Below are 18,121 nucleotides of genomic sequence, written 5' to 3'. Positions count from 1 at the left end.
ATTTTATTAATATATGAAAAGAAACATCCTACTATCCATATTCTCTGGCCTATTGCTTTGGCTGGCATGGCCGCCTATGCACTATACCACCTTCTTTTTATTTTTTGGGATGGTGCCAATGTTGGTAGCGATAGAAAACATCATCCAATCACCATCCCCTAAAAAAGGCAAACAAATATTTGGCACTGCCTTTATTGGCTTTTTTATATGGAACACCTTATCCATTTATTGGGTTTATAATTCATTGAAAACAATAGGCGAAGTAGTGGCTATACCTATTACCTTGATACCTTATTCATTAGGGCCAATATTAATGGCAACTGCGTTTTGGTTATATTACAGATTTAGGCTTATATCTAACCGCGCCTGGGGTTTAGCCGGCTTGGTTTGCTTTTGGATAGGATACGAATACTTACACCAAACCTGGGATTTGAACTTCCCGTGGATGACTTTAGGAAATGGCTTTGCGGTATCTCACTCGTGGATACAATGGTATGAGTATACCGGTGTATATGGCGGTACTATTTGGATTTGGGTGATAAATGTTTTATCGTTTTTAATTTATGTTGGTTTCCGCGAAGCGCAAAACAAAAAAACAAGACAGTTATTAATTGGCGGTTTTATCGTTACATTAGTTTTGCCACTTAGCTTTTCGCTTTACCGTTATTATAATTATGAAGAGCAAAACGACCCGTCAAATATTGTAGTGGTACAACCTAATATTGATCCTTATGGTAAAAGCGGAGATATATCTGTTGAGGAGCAAATGCAAACTTTAATACATCTGTCTGATTCTTTAGGGCAAGTAAACACGGAGTTTTTTATATGGCCGGAAACTGCTATTGCTTATCAGATAGATGAGGAACATATCCGCACCAATAATTACTTTTTACAGGCACAAAACTTCCTTAGTAAATATAAAAACGGCAACTTGATAACCGGAGCCGAAACTTATAAACTATACAATATTCGCCAGACAAAAACGGCAAGTGCAATGCCTGGCACCAATCAGTTTATTGATAATTACAGTACCGCGCTAAATATCGAAAACTCATCAAAAGTGCAGTTTTACCATAAATCAAAACTGGTGCCCGGTGCTGAGTCATTACCTTTTGCTAACATTTTGTTTTTTTTAAAACGGGTATTTGCCCATCTGGGCGGGGCCACAGGCTCCTATACCGGGCAGGATGAACCCGGCGTATTATATGCCCAAAGCGGTATTGGTGCTGCCCCGGTAATCTGTTATGAGTCTATTTGGGGCGAGTGGGTGGCCAGATCTGTGCGTAGCGGCGCGCAATTCATAGCTATTATTACCAACGATGGCTGGTGGGAAAACACTTCAGGCAAGGACCAGCATTTAGATTATGCCAAGCTACGTGCTATTGAAACCCGCAGGTGGGTGTGCCGGTCGGCAAATACGGGTATATCGGCTTTTATTAACCAACGCGGTGATATTGTACAGCAAAGCAAATGGTGGGTTAAAACAGCTATTAAGCAAGATATTAACCTCAATTCGGACCTTACCTTTTATGTTACCTACGGCGATTATGTACCTAAAGCAGGAAGCTTTTTAGCCGTAATGGGGATATTGTTTATTATGGTGCGGGTACGGTTGAAAAGGAAAGTAAGCCCCACCCAACCCTCCCCGGAAGGGAGGACTTAATTTAAAGTCTCCCCTACCGGGGGAGATTATTCACATAGAATTAATTTTATGTGGTGTTCATGAAGGCTACGCCATTTAGCGGGGGCCGCCTTCCTCCCTGGTCAAAATAAAATCCAGCAAGTCATGTATGGGTTGGCGGATGATCTTGCCTACTTTAATATTGCTGGCTTCGCACAGCACTTTTAATTCGTCGGCAAATACGTAGGCTATTGAGCCTACAAAATTACATTTATACTTATGATATTGTGGGTACGATTTGATATTGGTTTCAATAAACTCTAACAACCCTTCCTTAAGTTTTGCCTGTCCGTAATCGGTACTGCGTATCACATTTAAAAACCGCGCGAACGATGCCAGGTATGAGTTGGCCCGTGGTTTTTGGTAAACATTGCTTACTACGATCTCCTTTGTTAAGCCGTACGTTTTATCAAACTTAAAATGAATGTCATTCGGCATATTACCATATAAAAAATCAGTTATCAGGGCTTTTCCAAACCACGTACCTGATCCTTCATCCCCCAAAACAAAACCCAGGCCATGCTTGCCCGAGTGTATCTCCTCGCCATCAAAAAAAGATATGTTGGAGCCTGTACCCAATACACAGCACAGTCCCTTTTCGTGCCCGCAAGTGGCGTATGCAGAACCCAACAGGTCGCTATCTACACTTATATAAGCTTTAGGAAATAATACGCTTAACGCGTTTGATACTATCTCATGCCTGTCGGGACTTGAACAGCCTGCGCCAAAAAAATATATTTCAGCAACTTTTGCACCATAGGCAATAAGGTCTTTAGCTTTTTCCTGCAGTACTTTTACAATTTCCTTTTCTGTTAAAAAATAAGGGTTTAATCCGGGTGTCCTAAATTCTTTGGGACTTTGTTCGGGCTGCGAAAGCAACCAATCAGTTTTTGAAGAGCCGCTATCAGCAACTAATATCATACAGAAATTCCTTCAAGTATTTGTTTGGTAAGCGGTTTGTGTATTAACTGCGTTATATATCCGTTGTCTGATGATTTTTGCACATCTGCCGGGTCAAGTGACGATGACAATAAATATATTTTTATATTTTTCTTACTTATATCCAATTTTTCAAACTCCTGCATAAACTCAAACCCATCCATAATTGGCATCCTGATATCTAAAAAAATAATATCAGGCACTACAGTTCCATTACGCAAAGCCTCTATGGCTTCAGTAGGAGATTCGGTTAAAATAATATTTTTGGCAAAATTGCACATTTCCAAAAGCCTGCGAGTGACCAAATTATCAATGTAATTGTCGTCAATTACAAGGCAGGTATTATAAGAAGTGCGATAATATTCAGTCATTTAAACCAAAAATAAGCTTTTAGTTTAATATTATATTATTGAATATTAATATTGTTAGTAATTTGCTTAAGAGTTATTTCGGCTATCTTAGATTGGTATTGCGCCGCGAAATAATTTACCTGTGCATTCACATAGTTTTCTTCTGCTTGCCTAACTTCCAATGTAGTTATATTACCCAACCTATATTTATCTAAAGTGATCTCCAAATTACGGCGCGACACTTCAACATTGCTTTGGCCCAGCCTGGTTAACTCTAAACCGGTAACGTAGCTGGTATATAATGTATTTATTTGCGTCTCTACATTTAATTTGGCCCTTTTAAAAGCTAATGCCGAATTATCTATCTGGATCTTTGCATTTTTTTCAAGGCGATTTTGATTAAAACCATCAAATATGTTGATGGTGGCTGTTAAACCGTAATTTAGTCCCCGCGCGTTTTGCATCTGCGCAAACCCGCTCGGCGACCGACTGTTGCTAAAATTATATCCGGTAGTAACCCCTATTTGCGGGTAACGGGTTGCCCTTACCTGCTTAAAATTAATTTCGGCCAGACGATTATTTATCTGCGCTGCTAAAATAGTAGGGTTTTGCGAAGCTGCATTGGATAATATATCAGCTAAAACAATTTTATCGTCAACAATTATAGTATCAGCCACCACAAAATCGGTTTGAAGATCCCTTACCAATAATTGGTTCAACTGTATTTTGGTATTTTTAAACTGTTGTAATTGTCTTACGTAATTGGCAGTATCGGTATTTACGTTTACTTCCGCGTTTAATACTTCCAGTCGTGAAACAGCACCTACACTAAATTTATCATTGGCATATCGCAGCTGCGTTTTTGAAATACGCATAGCACCCTTTAATGATGACAATATCTCGTTTTGGTTAACGAGGTTATAATATGTAGAAACCACATTACTTACAGTTCTTACTATAGTATCACGAGCATATATTTCGCCTAACTTATTTTGTTCCTTTAATTGGTCATAATTAGCAAACATGGCAAAGCCATCAAATATGGTCCAGTTAAGCGCAACACCGCGGCTTATGTTAGTATTTTTCGCGTTAGTAAAAGAGGTTTTTGTACCATCTGCCCGTGTAAGGTTAGTATTTTGCACACTATTGGTTGAGCTAAAACTGCCATTAACTGATGGTAAAAAACCGGCATTACCCAGCGTTACGTTATTTTTGGCAATGGTACTTGCGTTTTGTGTTATTTTAATATTATAGTTATTCTGCAATGCAATTTCAACTGCTTCCTGTAAAGTTAATAAAGGCGGATCTTGTGCCTTTACCATACCTATGCAAGCAGTAAATAAAAAAATGAAGCAAGCTATTATTTTAAGTTTCATCTATTAGTACTTATTCTTGTTCAATTAATTTTGGTGTTCTCTTTTTAGGCTTTTCTTCACTTGGCTCCTCATCCGGGTCGCGGCGTGTTTTTGATGCTATAAGTACATACATAGTAGGTATAACATACAAGGTTAACACCAATGAGAATAGCATACCGCCAATAATTACAATACCTAATGATACCCGACTTTTTGCACCTGCACCCAATGCTAATGCAATAGGTACCGAACCCAACACTACTGCCAAACTGGTCATTAAAATTGGACGTAAACGCGCTGTTGCGGCTGCAACTACAGCATCGTATTTTTTCATGCCATGCTCCATTTGCTGGTTAGCAAACTCCACAATTAAAATACCATTTTTGGTTACCAAACCAACCAGGGTAATTATACCTATCTGCCCGAATATATTTAATGTTTGATCAAAAAACCATAGCGACAAATATGCACCGGCAACTGCCAACGGCACGGTAAGCATTACAATAACAGGATCTTTAAAGCTTTCAAACTGCGCGGCTAATACCAGGTATATCAGCAACAGGGCAAATATGAAAGCATACATAATATTTGATCCGCTTTCGGCAAAATCCCGTGATGGCCCGCTGAGTGCCGTGCTAAAAGTTTCGTCTAAAGTCTCTTTAGCTATACGGTCCATTTCTTTTATACCATCGCCTATAGTATAACCCGGAGCAAGGCCCGCCTGTATGGTTGCTGCTTTAAAACGGTTAAAGTGTAATATGGAAGGTGGTGTAGCATCCTCATCAACCTTTACTACGTTATCTAACTGTATAAGCTGACCGCGCGAATTACGGACATACAGGGTTTTAAGATCCAACGGCTGATCACGATTGGCCCTATCAGCTTGCGCTATAACCTGGTATTGTTTTCCGTTCATTAAAAAGTAACTTAAACGGCTATTACTATAAAATAGCTGCAATGCCTGCGCGATATCAGCTACAGAAACTCCCAGGTCGCGGGCACGCTCCCTATCAGTTGTAACTCTCAATTCGGGTTTGGTAAATTTTAAATTCACGTCAGGTGTTACAAATACCGGGCTTTGTGTTACCTTTTCTAAAAATCCCGGAAGCACGTTACGTATCTTTTCAAAGTTTTGATTCTGAAGAACGTATTGTATTGGCTGAGCATTTCGGCCACCGCCACCACCAGCGCTTATAGTTTGTTCCTGGGTAACAATTGCCCTGGCGTTAGGAAATTTTTGTAAGCTTTTAGTTAACGCGTCGGCAATTTCCTGCTGTGAGCGTTTGCGCTTATCCGGCTCAACAAGCCCAATCAAACCCAAACCACTATTTACACCACCGCCACCACCGCCAAAGGCAACAATTTCCACATTCATAGTAGCTTCGGGCACAGAATCGGCCACCATGTTTGAAACCTTATCCATGTAATCGGCCATAAATTCGTATGATGCACCTTCGGGGCCTGTTACAGAATAACGAAGAAAGCTACGGTCATCCAAAGGTGCAAGTTCTGAAGGTATTGCACCGTTTAGCCCCCATACAATACCCAAAGAAGCTACCAACACAACAATTGCTATCCATTTGCGCTTCATAAAATTAGTAAGCGTTTCGGTATAAGCATTGGTCATTTTTATAAAAAATGGCTCGGTACGCTCATAAAATTTAGACTTTTTCTGATTCTTGCGTATTAATTTAACACTCAGCATAGGTGTTAACGAAAGTGATACGAAAGCCGATATTAATACAGAACCTGCCACAACCACCGCAAACTCGCGGAATAAGCGTCCTGTAAATCCCTGAAGGAACATTATCGGCAGAAACACCGCCGCAAGTGTAACGGATGTGGAAATTACAGCGAAAAATATTTCGGCAGAACCCTGAAAAGCAGCTTTACGAACCTCCATCCCTCCTTCTATTTTCTTATAAATGTTCTCCGTTACTACTATACCATCATCAACCACCAGTCCTGTTGCAAGTACAATACCTAATAGGGTTAAGATATTGATAGAAAACCCACACGCATACATGATAAAGAAAGTACCTATTAATGATACGGGTATGTCAATAAGCGGTCTGAAAGCAATGAGCCAGTCCCTAAAAAACAGATAAATAATAATTACAACCAGTATGAACGATATGGCTAATGTTTCTTCAACCTCATTAATTGATTGCTTAATAAACCTGGTTTTATCATTCAATACTTTAACCTCTATGTCCTCCGGAAGATCCTTTTTTAACTGATCGAATCTTTTATAAAACTCTTGGGCAATCTCAACATAATTAGCTCCGGGCTGTGGCACTATACCCAATGCCACTTGTAACGAACCGGATTCTTTAAAAGCAGTTTGTTCGTTTGCAGATCCTAATACCGCGTAGCCTATATCGCTTAACCTTATAACACGGTTACTATCAGCACGTATTATCAAATCATTAAACTCCTTTTCGGTAGTCATTCTGCCTATCGCCCTTATACTTAGTTCTGTCCTGTTACCTTCAATTTTACCGGCAGGTAGCTCCACATTCTCCCGGTTGATAGCTGTGGTAATATCATTAGCTGCCAGGCCCAGGGCCGTTAATTTTGATGGATCTATCCATATACGCATAGCGTACTGACGTGTTCCTAACAAGTTGATAGCGCTTACACCGGATATGGTTTGCAGGCCCTCCATTAAAACGTTTTCGGCAAAATCATTTACCTGGGTAATATTGCGCTTATTGCTTTTTACTGATACGGTGATAATATTATCGGCATTAGCATCGGCCTTGCTAACAACCGGTGGGGCAGTTATATCCTGAGGTAACTGGCGTTGCGCCTGGCTAACCTTGTCACGCACATCATTGGCAGCGGTTTCAAGGTCGGCATCCAGGTCAAACTCAACAGTAATGTTACTGCTACCTACCGAGCTTGTTGACGATATATTACGTATACCGGGTACACCATTAATGGCCTTTTCCAATGGCTCGGTAATTTGCGACTCCATAACATCGGAGTTTGCACCCGTATAAGATGTACGTACATTTATAATGGGTGGATCAACCGATGGAAAATCACGAATACCTAAAAAATTGTAGCCTATTATACCAAATACAACTATTACAACAGACATAACTGTTGCCAGTACCGGCCTTTTTATACTAACTGAGGATAAACTCATGCAAAAACTTATTATCTAATTGTTTTAATCAACTTTAACTGTGCCTTAGGGCGCATTTGCATAATGGCTGATACTACCACACTATCGCCGGGTTTTAAGCCGTCGGTAATTTGAATTTCAGCATCCGTACGCAGATCTGTAGTAACCGACCGGGGCACAGCCACACCATTTTCATAAATAAAAACTTTATTGCCTTTAATATCTGGTGTAACCGCTTCGGTAGGCAACATAATAGTTTTGGGTATTTGGTCAAGCGCAAGGTTTATTTTGGCAAAGCTTCCTGCTTTAAGTAAGCCCTTTGAGTTAGCTGCCTTTGCGCGTACGGTAATTGTACGCGAACTAACATCAATAGATGGTTCAATAGCATATACGGTTGCTTTAAAATCGTCAGGTGTACTTGCAACACTAAAACTTATTTTGCTGCCCGGCTTAATATATGCCTGGTATTTTTCGGGCACCGAAAAAGTAATCTTGGCAGGATCCATATTTACCAAGGTTGCTATAGCTGTATTAGGTGATAAATAGCCCCCGGGGCTTACACTACGCAAACCAATCGTGCCTGAAAACGGTGCGCGCAACTCTGTTTTAGCAATCTGTGCTTTTATCATATCTGCCTGCGCATTCAAGGTATTCAGGCTCGTTAAAGAAGTTTCGTATTCCACCTCGCTTATCGCTTCCTTTTGTAATAATTGTTTATTGCGGCTTTCGTTTTGCTTGGCCAGCGCTATCTGGTAGGCATTTTGTTTAAGCGACGCCACCAAATCCTGGTCATTTACTTTAACCAGTAGCTGCCCTTTTTTTACATAACTTCCCTCATTAAAATAAATGCCGGTAATTCTGCCTGATACTTCACTTATCAAATTCACTTTTTCGTTGGCATCAATTGTACCTGTTAAATCAATATCATTGCTTATGGTGGTATCCTTTACAATCATTACATTAACAGGTATAGGACCACCTCTTCTACCTCCACCGGGACCGCTTTTACCCCCTCTGGCACCGCCAGGTCCTCCAGGTCCGCCCTTGCTTTCATTAACAGCAGCCTTTTTTTTGGCACTTGCACTAAAAAACTTATTGTAAACTAACAAGCCTATTACAAAGGCTATTATAATGTATACTATATACCTGATTTTCATATAATGGGTGATACTAATGCTTTGAAATGTTGTACTATAACGGAAAAATGTGTGCAAAAATACACCTATTTTACCTGTTTTAAAAGGTGCTATAGCAGGTATCTTTATGCAAAGTAATTTTTAGGGGGATTATATACTTATTCGGCTATAAATTTAGTTAGTTATTCTTCTACGTAATTACCTGTATCAACTATTTTACACGATGAGTTTATACAACTTAAAACTTATAAAAAAATAAAATTTCATAAATTGCATTCATGAAAAAACTTCATATAAACGTTCTATTTTTCTTATTTCTATCTTTTATGATCACATCGGCAGGCCATGCAGCAGGGACAACAAACATATCCTATACTTTAACTTTTCCTGAAGCGCAGGCGCACTATGTTGATGTTGAAATGCAACTCAGTGGTTTAAAACAAAACAGCCTTGAACTTAAAATGCCTGTATGGACACCGGGTTCGTACTTAGTAAGAGAGTTTGCCAGGAATATTGAAACCATAAGCGCCTCTGCTAACGGCAAACCTGTTACTATTCAAAAAACCCGTAAAAATATATGGCATATTAACACCACCGGCATATCGACTATTACGGTAAAATACAGGGTATATGCTTTTGAAGTTTCGGTACGTACCAGTTTTATTGACGTTGATCATGCTTTTTTATCCTCAGCAGATATTTTTATTTATCCTAACGGGATGCTTAATCAACCGTCAACCATACATATCATCCCCTATAAAAAATGGGATAAAGTATCGACCAGTTTAGCTACGATTAACGATGATACATTTACTTTAACAGCTCCTAATTATGACATTTTGTTCGACTCGCCTATTGAAGTTGGCAACCAGGATGTATTTAGCTTTACCACAGGTGGTGTAAAATATGATGTAGCCATGTGCGGAGAAGCCAATTATGATAAAGAGCGCCTTAAAAAAGATATGGCAAAAATTGTAGAAGAAGAGGTTGCTGTTTTTGGTGAAAACCCTAACAAGCATTATACTTTTATTGTACATAATTATTTAAAAGGCGGAGGTGGTTTAGAGCATTTAAGCTCAACCGTATTAGGTGCTTCCCGTAGCGCATACACCGATGAAAAAAAGGGATACCAAGGCTTTTTAAGTTTAGTAGCCCATGAGCATTTTCACTTATGGAACGTTAAACGTTTACGCCCTATAGCCTTAGGACCTTTTGATTATGACAATGAAAATTATACGACCAATCTTTGGATAGCCGAAGGATTTACATCATACTACCAGGATATTATTTTAAGGCGCGCGCAATTATATCCGCCTGAAAATTACCTGGGCACCTTAGCCGAAAATATAAGCGCGTTAGAAAACCAGCCTGGGGTAAACATACAACCGGTAGCTGATGCCAGTTATGATGCCTGGATAAAGGCTTATCGCCCAAATGAAAACTCAGCCAATAGTACCATATCCTATTATAGCAAAGGCTCGCTTATTGCGTTGCTGCTTGATCTGGAGATCATTAATAATACCAGTGGCACCAAATCATTAGATGATGTGATGAGGTACATGTATGAGCAGTATTATAAAATAAAAAAACGTGGCTATACAGATGCCGAGTTTAAATTGGGGCTTGAAAAGTTTGCGGGTAAAAACCTGGATGATTTTTATAAAAACTACATTAACGGTTTAACTCCGCTTGATTTTAATAAATACCTGGGCTATGCAGGCTATGAATTAAAAGACGAATATGCGGGCAGTAATGACCCTGCATTAGGTATTGCAACGGGTGTTAATGCCGATAAAAAAATAGTTGTTACAGCGGTATTACGTGACGGTGCCGCCTGGAAGGATGGTCTGAATGTGGGCGATCAGTTACTGGCGATGGACGGTAAAACATTAACTACAGTAAAAGGATTGCTAAATGACAAACAAACCGGCGACAAAGTAATTTTTACCGTTGACAGAGACGGGTTGAAAAGAGATATAGCTGTTACGCTGTTAAAAAACACCCAGGTAAAATATACAATAGAGTCATTACCTACTTTAAGCGCACAACAGCAAACAGTAAGAAACAAGTGGCTTAAATTACAATAGTGTGGTTTTAGTTAAAACAATTTCGTAGTAATATATATTATATATATATCTATGAAACATTAACTAAAACATACTACTATGAATTCACTATTGTATATTATTGCTGTTATCCTGGTTATAGGATGGGCATTAGGATTTTTTCTTTATTCGGCAACCGGTATAATCCACATATTATTGGTAATTGCTTTAATAGCTTTTATATTAGGTATAATCAGAAGGCCAACAACACTTTAAATTAGCAATATCTAAAAAAACGCCGCTTCGAATGAAGCGGCGTTTTTTGTTATCACAAATCTAATTTCAAAAAAAAAGAGACCAGCATTGTTAGCTGATCCCTTTTCAAAAACTCAACTTTTACTATTCCTTTTCGGTTGAAGCAGATTGGTTGATACCCGCTTCGGCAATAGCTGTTAATTTGCTATCAGCACTTTTCTCTTCCTGTAAAGTAGCATCAAGTAATTCCGCAGCTTCGCTATAGCCTAATGTGGCAGCTAACGTTTTTAAAGTACCGTAAGAAGCAATCTCATAATGCTCAATTTTTTGCGCAGCTGATATAATACCCGCATCGCGGGTAAGGCTGCCTTTTTCAGTTTCGGCTACTATTTCGTCGCCCTCTTTTAACAATCCGGCCATAGCTTCGCATTTAACTGCTACTGCTTTTTCGCCAATTGACTCAAAAGCATCTTCTAAACGGGTAATATGGTTTTCAGTTTCAGCTAAGTGATCCTCAATTGCCGTACGCAATTCTTCAGATGTAGCTGCTTTGGCCATTTTCGGCAAGGCTTTAGCCAGATGCTTCTCTGCCCAGTAAATGTCCTTTAATTCGTCAATAAATAATTCGTTTAAAGCCGACTCTTGTACGTCGTCGGTTTGTTGTGGTTGTTTAACTTTAGTAGTTGCCATGGTAGTATGTTTTATATGTTTTTCAAATACAAATACACATATCGTACCAACAATTGCGCTAATAGAAAATAATTATCCTAATAATGAAATTTAGGCACCTTTTTTTGTTTTTAGACTTTCCAGTAGCTGCTCATATAAATCATCACCTGTAGTTTTACGCGGTTTTAGTTTTTTAACCGTAGCACGTTTACCTTTTGATTTAGCTTTAATGATGTTTAACAACTGGTCGTTGTACTCATCTTTAAACTTTGATACATCAAACTGTTCGGCATATTGGTCAATTAGTGCCATGCCAACTTCCAATTCCTTCTTGTTAACTTCTACCTTGGCAATATTCAAATCCTCGGTACTGCGTATTTGCTGGCCAAAGCGAATACGGGTTACCACTAATACATTTTCAACCGGGTGCACCATGCACAAACTTTCGGTGCTACGTAATACAAAACGGGCCAGTCCCGCTTTTTTTGATTTGGTCAAGGCTTGTAATAAAAGCGCGTAAGCTTTATTGTTTTTTGTATCCGGCTCGGTATAGTAAGATGTTTCGTAAAACATGGGATTAACTTCGGCTATATCAACAAAGCTTTGAATTTCAATAACCTTGCTTTTTTCGGGCGCGGCTTCTTCAAAATCCTGGTCGTCCATCACCACATATTCGTCATTTAGCTTATAACCCTTTACAATTTTATCGTAAGGCACTTCTTTGTGGGTATGCTCATTTACGCGTTGATAACGTATGCGAGAATGATCGCGGCTATCCAGCATATCAAAATCTAAAGATGTGGTTTGCACTGCCGAAAACAGTTTTACAGGTATACTTACCAAACCAAAACCAATTGAACCTTTCCAGATAGACCTCATAATTATAACGATTAGCAATCAGTATAACCATTAAGCCCCTAAACGGTTTTTATGAACTATAGTACGTTTGTATTAACCCGGGTGGGAAGACCAGTTTAAAGGTACTGCCTACATTTTTTTCAGATTCAACTTCCACTTTAATACCATGAAAGCCGGCTATTGATTTTACTATAGGTAAGCCCAGGCCAAAACTATCTTGCTGTAATGATTGGCTCAGTTTTTTAAAGCGTTGAAAAATATAGGGCATATCTTCATTGGCAATACCCATACCGGTGTCTATGATATGTATGCTTAAAATATTCCCTTCAGTAACACCAATAACTTTAATGTCGCCACCATCAACATTGTATTTAATGGCATTATTAATCAAATTGAAAAACAAATTGAACAGCAAAAATTTGTTGACGTTTACAAACATCCAATTTGACGGAACTGATAATTCATAATTAATGTTTTTATCCTGTAGCCTAATGGATATTTCATCATTAACTTGTTGCAATAGGTCAACCACTTCAATTTTATCTTCCTTTAAAAATTGCTCATTTTCAATTTGAGATATCAGGAGTAAAGTTTTGGTTATGCTTTTTAGGCGATTTAATATTTTTTGCATCTCCAGCAGCCGCACCTTAACCTCATCAACCACATCATCCTGTTCAAACATATTTTCAATTTTTGACTGAAGGATTGATATTGGGGTCATTAACTCATGCGAAGCGTTTGAAATAAATTCCCGTTCCTTTTGGAAGGTCTGCTCAATGGTTTCAACCATTTTATGGATGCTGATATCCAGGTACTTAAAATCAGTAGTAGTAGTTTTCACTTCTACGTACGAACCAAAATTGGGAAATTTGCGGCCTATTAACTTGGTTTTAATAATAAGGCCTAATGGTCGCAGTAAATGGTTTGAATATAACTGATCGGCCAATATGGTCAGCAAAACCATCCCCACCAAAACCTGGAAAGCTATATTTTGTAATGGTGCGGCAGTTTCGCTTATGGTATCAACACTTTTCCCAATTTCAAGCAGGTAGTTTTGATTGCCATCTACAAAGTTATAACTCAAAATTCGGTACTGTATAGTATCGCCCTCTATTTTACGGCTTTCATTCTTTATGGTATCTAAGCCCTCATTTAAAGAATCAATATCGAGGCTATAATATTCCTCTTTAAGCGGCGAATAGGTAGCGTAAACATAATCTTCAACACCTGCATTTTTAATAATTTTCAGTATCTGATCTTTTTGCTTACGAAGCTTACTATCAGTAAAGTTTTCATTAATATTTTTAATAATCACCGGCAACAGTAATATAAACAGTATTACTATTACCAGTTTTGAGATGGCATTAAACAGCGTAAGTTTGGTTTTAAGTTTCAAAATTACTTATGCGTTAATTTTTATTTTATACCCTAAACCACGTACGGTTTCCAACCAATCGGGTTGGGCATAAACATTTAATTTTTTACGTATGTTTTTTATGTGTGCATCAATATAATTGGAGTCATAATCATTATTAACAATGCTGCCCCAAATATGCTCGCTTAATTGCATACGTGTTAGTGTGCGGTTTTTATGCAATATTAAATAGGCTATCAGGTCAAACTCTTTTTTAGTAATGGTATTTATATCAGTAGTTTGATAGGCTATAGTCCGTTCGGTAAGATTAATTACAAAATCCTCCAACTCCACCACATTTTGCTTTAAGCCAAATTTACGACGTACTATTGCCTGCATGCGGCTATGCAGTTCTAATAATGAGAAAGGCTTAGGCAGGTAATCATCTGCTCCCAGGTCAAGGCCTTTAATACGGTCAGTAACCTCGGCGCGTGCTGTTAGTATAATGCAAGCCGCATCAGGGTTGCTCTTTTTTGCTTCTATTAATAAATCCAACCCGTCGTAATCGGGCAGCCCCAGGTCAATTAGTATGAAATCAAATAAATTAACCCCTATTTTTTCCGAGGCCGATTTTCCTGTTAAACATACTTCGCATTTATAATTGTAATTGGTTAAAAATACTTCTAACTCATGCGCCAGTGCCTTTTCGTCCTCAATTACTAAAACATTCATTTGCCTTTAATAAAATAAATAGTAAAATGTTAAGTTAACAAAACCTTCGCGACTGTTACGTAATGACCCTTCAACATTTACCGGTATTGAATATTTATAAGATGCTTCGAAGGTATAATGAGGCGTATTATAAGCTATTGGTATTTTAAAACTATAATTAAGCGCATTAAACCGCCCATTATTATAGGGTACACGATTTGGAGTGCCATTTACTATAATATTGTTATATACCAATCTGTCTTTTTGATCAATAGCATATTTTTCAACAAAATTTTGTGTACCGATTATGGCACTAATACCAGGGTTAAATGTTAAGTAATCATCTTCACCCCAAAGGCGCCATGTAGGCTCAAAATACTTAGAAACATTTAGGGTAACAAAAAAATCAGAAGCTTTTCCAAAAAGGTAATCTAAAGTTATGCTTGAACGCATAAACTTCCAATCATAAGTATTTTTAAAGTTAATATCATGCGACGATGCCGATTCTATAACTCGCCTCTCTTTATTAAAAATAAAGTGCGTGTAGCTAATAACACTGGTTAATTGTTTTGAAGGTTTGTACAAATATCCGCCGCCAATATCAATTTCATCAATTGATGTACGATAACCTATTAAACGTAATACTGAACCATAAGCAAAAAAACCCTGCTTAGTGTTATATACCGCATTAGCTGATAGGAAAGGATACTTAATTGGACCGGTACGGCCAAAAAATAAGGCATCACTGCCGTAGGCGATACCTACAGAAACTGATTGCTTACGAACTATGGTATCAGTATCTGCAACCATCTGCTTTACAGGAACAGCTAACACATGGCGATTTAACGCCATTAATTTAACGGGGGCTAGGGCTACAACAAAAAGCAGTATGCTAAAGTATCTCATTTCTTAATAATGTTTGATAATGCATCAATCGCCATTTCTTCTAGGAATTTCTGGTGGGCGCTCAACACCCACCGGCCTACGTTGACTTTTTGGTTTTACAGGTACAATTACTTCTACGTTTCCATTTTCATCAATTTTTTCTGGCTTTGCCTGGCGCCTTGCTTTTGAAATTTCTTTAATTCTCTTTTTTTCTTCTTCCTGCTGCTGTTTTGACTTCTTTGACAAAGAATCCTGAGGCACCTGTATTAGTTTTAAATATAGAATGGCAGATCCATCGCTGGTAACTTTTACATCACCAGCAAATGATAAGCGCGATGCACACACCAATAACATAACAATATATGCAATCCGCTTTACCATTTAAAAAAAACGAGTGTTAAAAAATGTCAAATGTGGTTTATTTAAGCTAATGTATCAATTTGTATTACACAAAAAAGCAGTTGTAAATTATACAACTGCAATTAAAATACAATAGCGTAATACTATTCTGTGATAAGGATATCTCTTGATGTGTAAACACGGTTATGGTCATCAACTATGATACAACCTATTTGGTTTAGCTGGTTTACTAAATAAAGTCCGCCATTTATACCAATGGCCATTACCGGGGTAGCCATAGCATCAGCAAATTCAGCGGTTGGACCCAATATGCTTACACTGGCAATATCACTCACTATAAATCCGCTTTTAGGATCAATGGTGTTTGATACAACCGGATTAATAGCCACATATTTTTCGGTATTAACTGATGTAGCTATTGCCATATCACTAATGTTAATATGCCCATATGGCTTTCCTTCCTGTTCCGGATCGGCAACTGCAACGGTCCATGCTGTAAAGTCAGGTTGTAAGCCCCAGGTCAGCAAATCGCCACCTGCATTAATTACTCCACTGCTTACACCAGCCATTTGCAAAGCGTATTTTGCCCTATCAGCAGCATAGCCTTTACTGACAGCACCAAAACCTACCCGCATATTTTTTTTATTTAAAAAAACGGTGGTTTTTGCAGCGTCAAGTATTATATCTTTATAATTGATACAATAAACGTCTTTTGTTAATAAACCACTGTCGCGCGTATATAAATCCTTTTCAACAGAAGCGTATGTGATATCAAATACGCCATAGGTAAGTTCAGATATTTGCAGTGCCCGGCTAAACATATTAAATATCTCGGTACTTACTTTTACAGGGGCAATACCGGCATTACGGTTTATTTGATTGATGATGCTATCATCGCTAAATGTGCTTAGAAGTTTTTCTACCCGGCTTATCTCATTAAGAGCAGTATCTATATGCTGATTGGCCCAAACAGGATCATTACCAACCACACTAATTTCGAAATTATCACCCATCAATCGCGCAGAATGCCTGAAGATGGTTAAATTATTATTTGTTAATGATTTTTTTACTGCCAGCATAGTCAAGTAATTAAATTAACTAATAAAATAGCAAAGCAATATTTGCACTTATACAAACACACACTGCCTACACATTAGCTAAACTAACCGACTATTATGAAATTAACATGAAAAATGGCCAAAATGTGCAAATGTGGAAAGATTGGCGCATTTAAATTACGCTACAGTTCCCTCTTTTAGTTTTTCTGCATTTTCTGCAAATTGCAGGGCTTCCATTATTTCCTGCAAATCACCGTTCATCACCCCTGTAAGGTTATATATGGTTAAACCTATGCGATGCTCTGTTAAACGGCCCTGAGGATAATTATAGGTACGTACCTTGGCAGACCTATCACCAGTAGAAACCATGGTTTTACGCTTTTTGGATGTTTCTTCCAGGTGCTTCTGCAACTCCATCTCATAAACCCTTGAACGTAATACCTGTAAAGCTTTATCGTAGTTTTTTAACTGCGATTTTTGATCCTGGCACTGTGCTACTATACCCGTAGGTAAGTGGGTTAAACGCACTGCCGAATAGGTGGTATTTACCGACTGTCCCCCCGGTCCTGAAGCACAAAACAGGTCTTTACGGATATCACTTACCTGTAAATCAATATCAAATTCATCTACTTCGGGCAATACCACTACCGATGCAGCTGATGTATGTACACGGCCCTGCGTTTCGGTATCAGGTACACGTTGTACACGGTGCACACCCGATTCATATTTTAAATTACCGTAAGCATCTTCGGCAATTACATTAAATACAATCTCTTTGTAACCACCCGATGTACCTTCGGTATAATCAACCAATTCAGTTTTCCAGCCGCGCTTTTCGCAATAACGCATATACATACGGTATAAATCGCCAGCAAATAATGCCGCCTCATCGCCACCGGTACCGCCACGTATCTCAACCAAAGCATTTTTAGAATCTTCCGGATCTTTAGGGATCAGCATCAAACGTATCTGCTCTTCCTTTTCCTCCTGCTGAACTAATAATTCATCCAATTCTGACTTAGCCATCTCCCTAAATTCTTCATCCTTTTCGGTAGCTAATATATGTTTGTTGGCATCTATATTACTCATAATGTTGCGGTATACGTTATACTCATCAACAACTTTGGTTAAGTCTTTATATTCTTTATTTAACTGGGCATAACGCTTCATGTCTGACATTACATCAGGGTTGCTTAATTCACCTTCTACGTTTTTCCAGCGTTGAAATATCGCTTCTAATTTTTCTAACATATCATTCTTAATTGTAACCGTCTTTTAAAGACAGCACCCGCTTAAAAAGCCCACAAAAGTACGTATTAAAGCTGAATGCGA

At 38.4% G+C, this 18,121-nt stretch carries 16 protein-coding genes; 3 read left to right on the top strand and 13 right to left on the bottom strand.

The features are described from left to right. Window positions 1-13: 13 nt before the first annotated feature. The gene (lnt, locus tag ACYVJ6_RS03135; protein WP_460692569.1) at window positions 14-1,663 is read left to right on the top strand and encodes an apolipoprotein N-acyltransferase; all 1,650 of its coding nucleotides are present in this window, start codon (window positions 14-16) and stop codon (window positions 1,661-1,663) included. A 75-nt stretch (window positions 1,664-1,738) separates the two neighbouring features. Here lnt and ACYVJ6_RS03130 read toward each other — a convergent pair whose 3' ends face one another. Genes ACYVJ6_RS03130 through ACYVJ6_RS03110 form a run of 5 tightly spaced genes read right to left on the bottom strand, consistent with a single transcriptional unit; the run spans window position 1,739 to window position 8,615 of the window. Further along, on the bottom strand, window positions 1,739-2,602 hold the full coding sequence (locus tag ACYVJ6_RS03130) for an N-acetylglucosamine kinase (protein ID WP_460692568.1): 864 nt from the start codon (window positions 2,600-2,602) through the stop codon (window positions 1,739-1,741). Continuing rightward, window positions 2,599-2,991 (bottom strand): response regulator, encoded by a 393-nt coding sequence (locus ACYVJ6_RS03125; RefSeq protein ID WP_460692567.1) that lies wholly within the window; start codon window positions 2,989-2,991, stop codon window positions 2,599-2,601. Before ACYVJ6_RS03125 ends, ACYVJ6_RS03130 begins: the two co-directional genes overlap by 4 nt. A gap of 35 nt (window positions 2,992-3,026) precedes the next feature. Beyond that, window positions 3,027-4,346, bottom strand: coding sequence for a TolC family protein (locus ACYVJ6_RS03120; RefSeq protein ID WP_460692566.1), 1,320 nt, complete (start codon window positions 4,344-4,346; stop codon window positions 3,027-3,029). A 10-nt stretch (window positions 4,347-4,356) separates the two neighbouring features. Continuing rightward, a complete protein-coding gene (locus ACYVJ6_RS03115) occupies window positions 4,357-7,479 on the bottom strand; it encodes an efflux RND transporter permease subunit (protein ID WP_460692565.1) in 3,123 nt (1,040 codons plus the stop codon). A gap of 11 nt (window positions 7,480-7,490) precedes the next feature. Then, a complete protein-coding gene (locus ACYVJ6_RS03110; protein ID WP_460692564.1) occupies window positions 7,491-8,615 on the bottom strand; it encodes an efflux RND transporter periplasmic adaptor subunit in 1,125 nt (374 codons plus the stop codon). Window positions 8,616-8,872: 257 nt separating this feature from the next. Here ACYVJ6_RS03110 and ACYVJ6_RS03105 point away from each other — a divergent pair, with 257 nt between their 5' ends. Further along, window positions 8,873-10,681: a M61 family metallopeptidase gene (locus tag ACYVJ6_RS03105; protein WP_460692563.1), complete on the top strand. Its 1,809-nt coding sequence runs from the start codon at window positions 8,873-8,875 to the stop codon at window positions 10,679-10,681. A 78-nt stretch (window positions 10,682-10,759) separates the two neighbouring features. Further along, entirely contained in the window at window positions 10,760-10,915 is a 156-nt protein-coding gene (locus tag ACYVJ6_RS03100; RefSeq protein ID WP_460692562.1) for a lmo0937 family membrane protein, read from the top strand. 123 nt (window positions 10,916-11,038) lie between these two features. On the opposite strand, the gene ACYVJ6_RS03095 is transcribed toward ACYVJ6_RS03100, so the two are convergent. The 8 genes from ACYVJ6_RS03095 to prfA all read right to left on the bottom strand — a co-directional run bounded on the left by ACYVJ6_RS03095 (window position 11,039) and on the right by prfA (window position 18,040). After that, window positions 11,039-11,584: a YciE/YciF ferroxidase family protein gene (locus tag ACYVJ6_RS03095; protein ID WP_460692561.1), complete on the bottom strand. Its 546-nt coding sequence runs from the start codon at window positions 11,582-11,584 to the stop codon at window positions 11,039-11,041. A gap of 90 nt (window positions 11,585-11,674) precedes the next feature. Further along, entirely contained in the window at window positions 11,675-12,442 is a 768-nt protein-coding gene (ku, locus tag ACYVJ6_RS03090; RefSeq protein ID WP_460692560.1) for a non-homologous end joining protein Ku, read from the bottom strand. 49 nt (window positions 12,443-12,491) lie between these two features. Continuing rightward, window positions 12,492-13,817, bottom strand: coding sequence for a sensor histidine kinase (locus tag ACYVJ6_RS03085; RefSeq protein ID WP_460692559.1), 1,326 nt, complete (start codon window positions 13,815-13,817; stop codon window positions 12,492-12,494). Window positions 13,818-13,823: 6 nt separating this feature from the next. Next, window positions 13,824-14,507 (bottom strand): response regulator transcription factor, encoded by a 684-nt coding sequence (locus ACYVJ6_RS03080; RefSeq protein WP_460692558.1) that lies wholly within the window; start codon window positions 14,505-14,507, stop codon window positions 13,824-13,826. A 6-nt stretch (window positions 14,508-14,513) separates the two neighbouring features. After that, window positions 14,514-15,392 (bottom strand): hypothetical protein, encoded by an 879-nt coding sequence (locus tag ACYVJ6_RS03075; protein WP_460692557.1) that lies wholly within the window; start codon window positions 15,390-15,392, stop codon window positions 14,514-14,516. A gap of 24 nt (window positions 15,393-15,416) precedes the next feature. Next, entirely contained in the window at window positions 15,417-15,752 is a 336-nt protein-coding gene (locus ACYVJ6_RS03070) for a hypothetical protein (RefSeq protein WP_460692556.1), read from the bottom strand. A gap of 122 nt (window positions 15,753-15,874) precedes the next feature. Further along, on the bottom strand, window positions 15,875-16,810 hold the full coding sequence (locus ACYVJ6_RS03065; protein ID WP_460692555.1) for an FAD:protein FMN transferase: 936 nt from the start codon (window positions 16,808-16,810) through the stop codon (window positions 15,875-15,877). Between the two features lie 156 nt (window positions 16,811-16,966). Next, window positions 16,967-18,040, bottom strand: coding sequence for a peptide chain release factor 1 (gene prfA / locus ACYVJ6_RS03060; RefSeq protein WP_460692554.1), 1,074 nt, complete (start codon window positions 18,038-18,040; stop codon window positions 16,967-16,969). Between the last annotated feature and the right edge of the window lie 81 nt (window positions 18,041-18,121).

Source organism: Mucilaginibacter puniceus, from assembly GCF_054783175.1.
The sequence above is the reverse complement of the archived record's forward strand: the minus strand, read 5'-3'. Positions and strand labels throughout refer to the sequence as shown.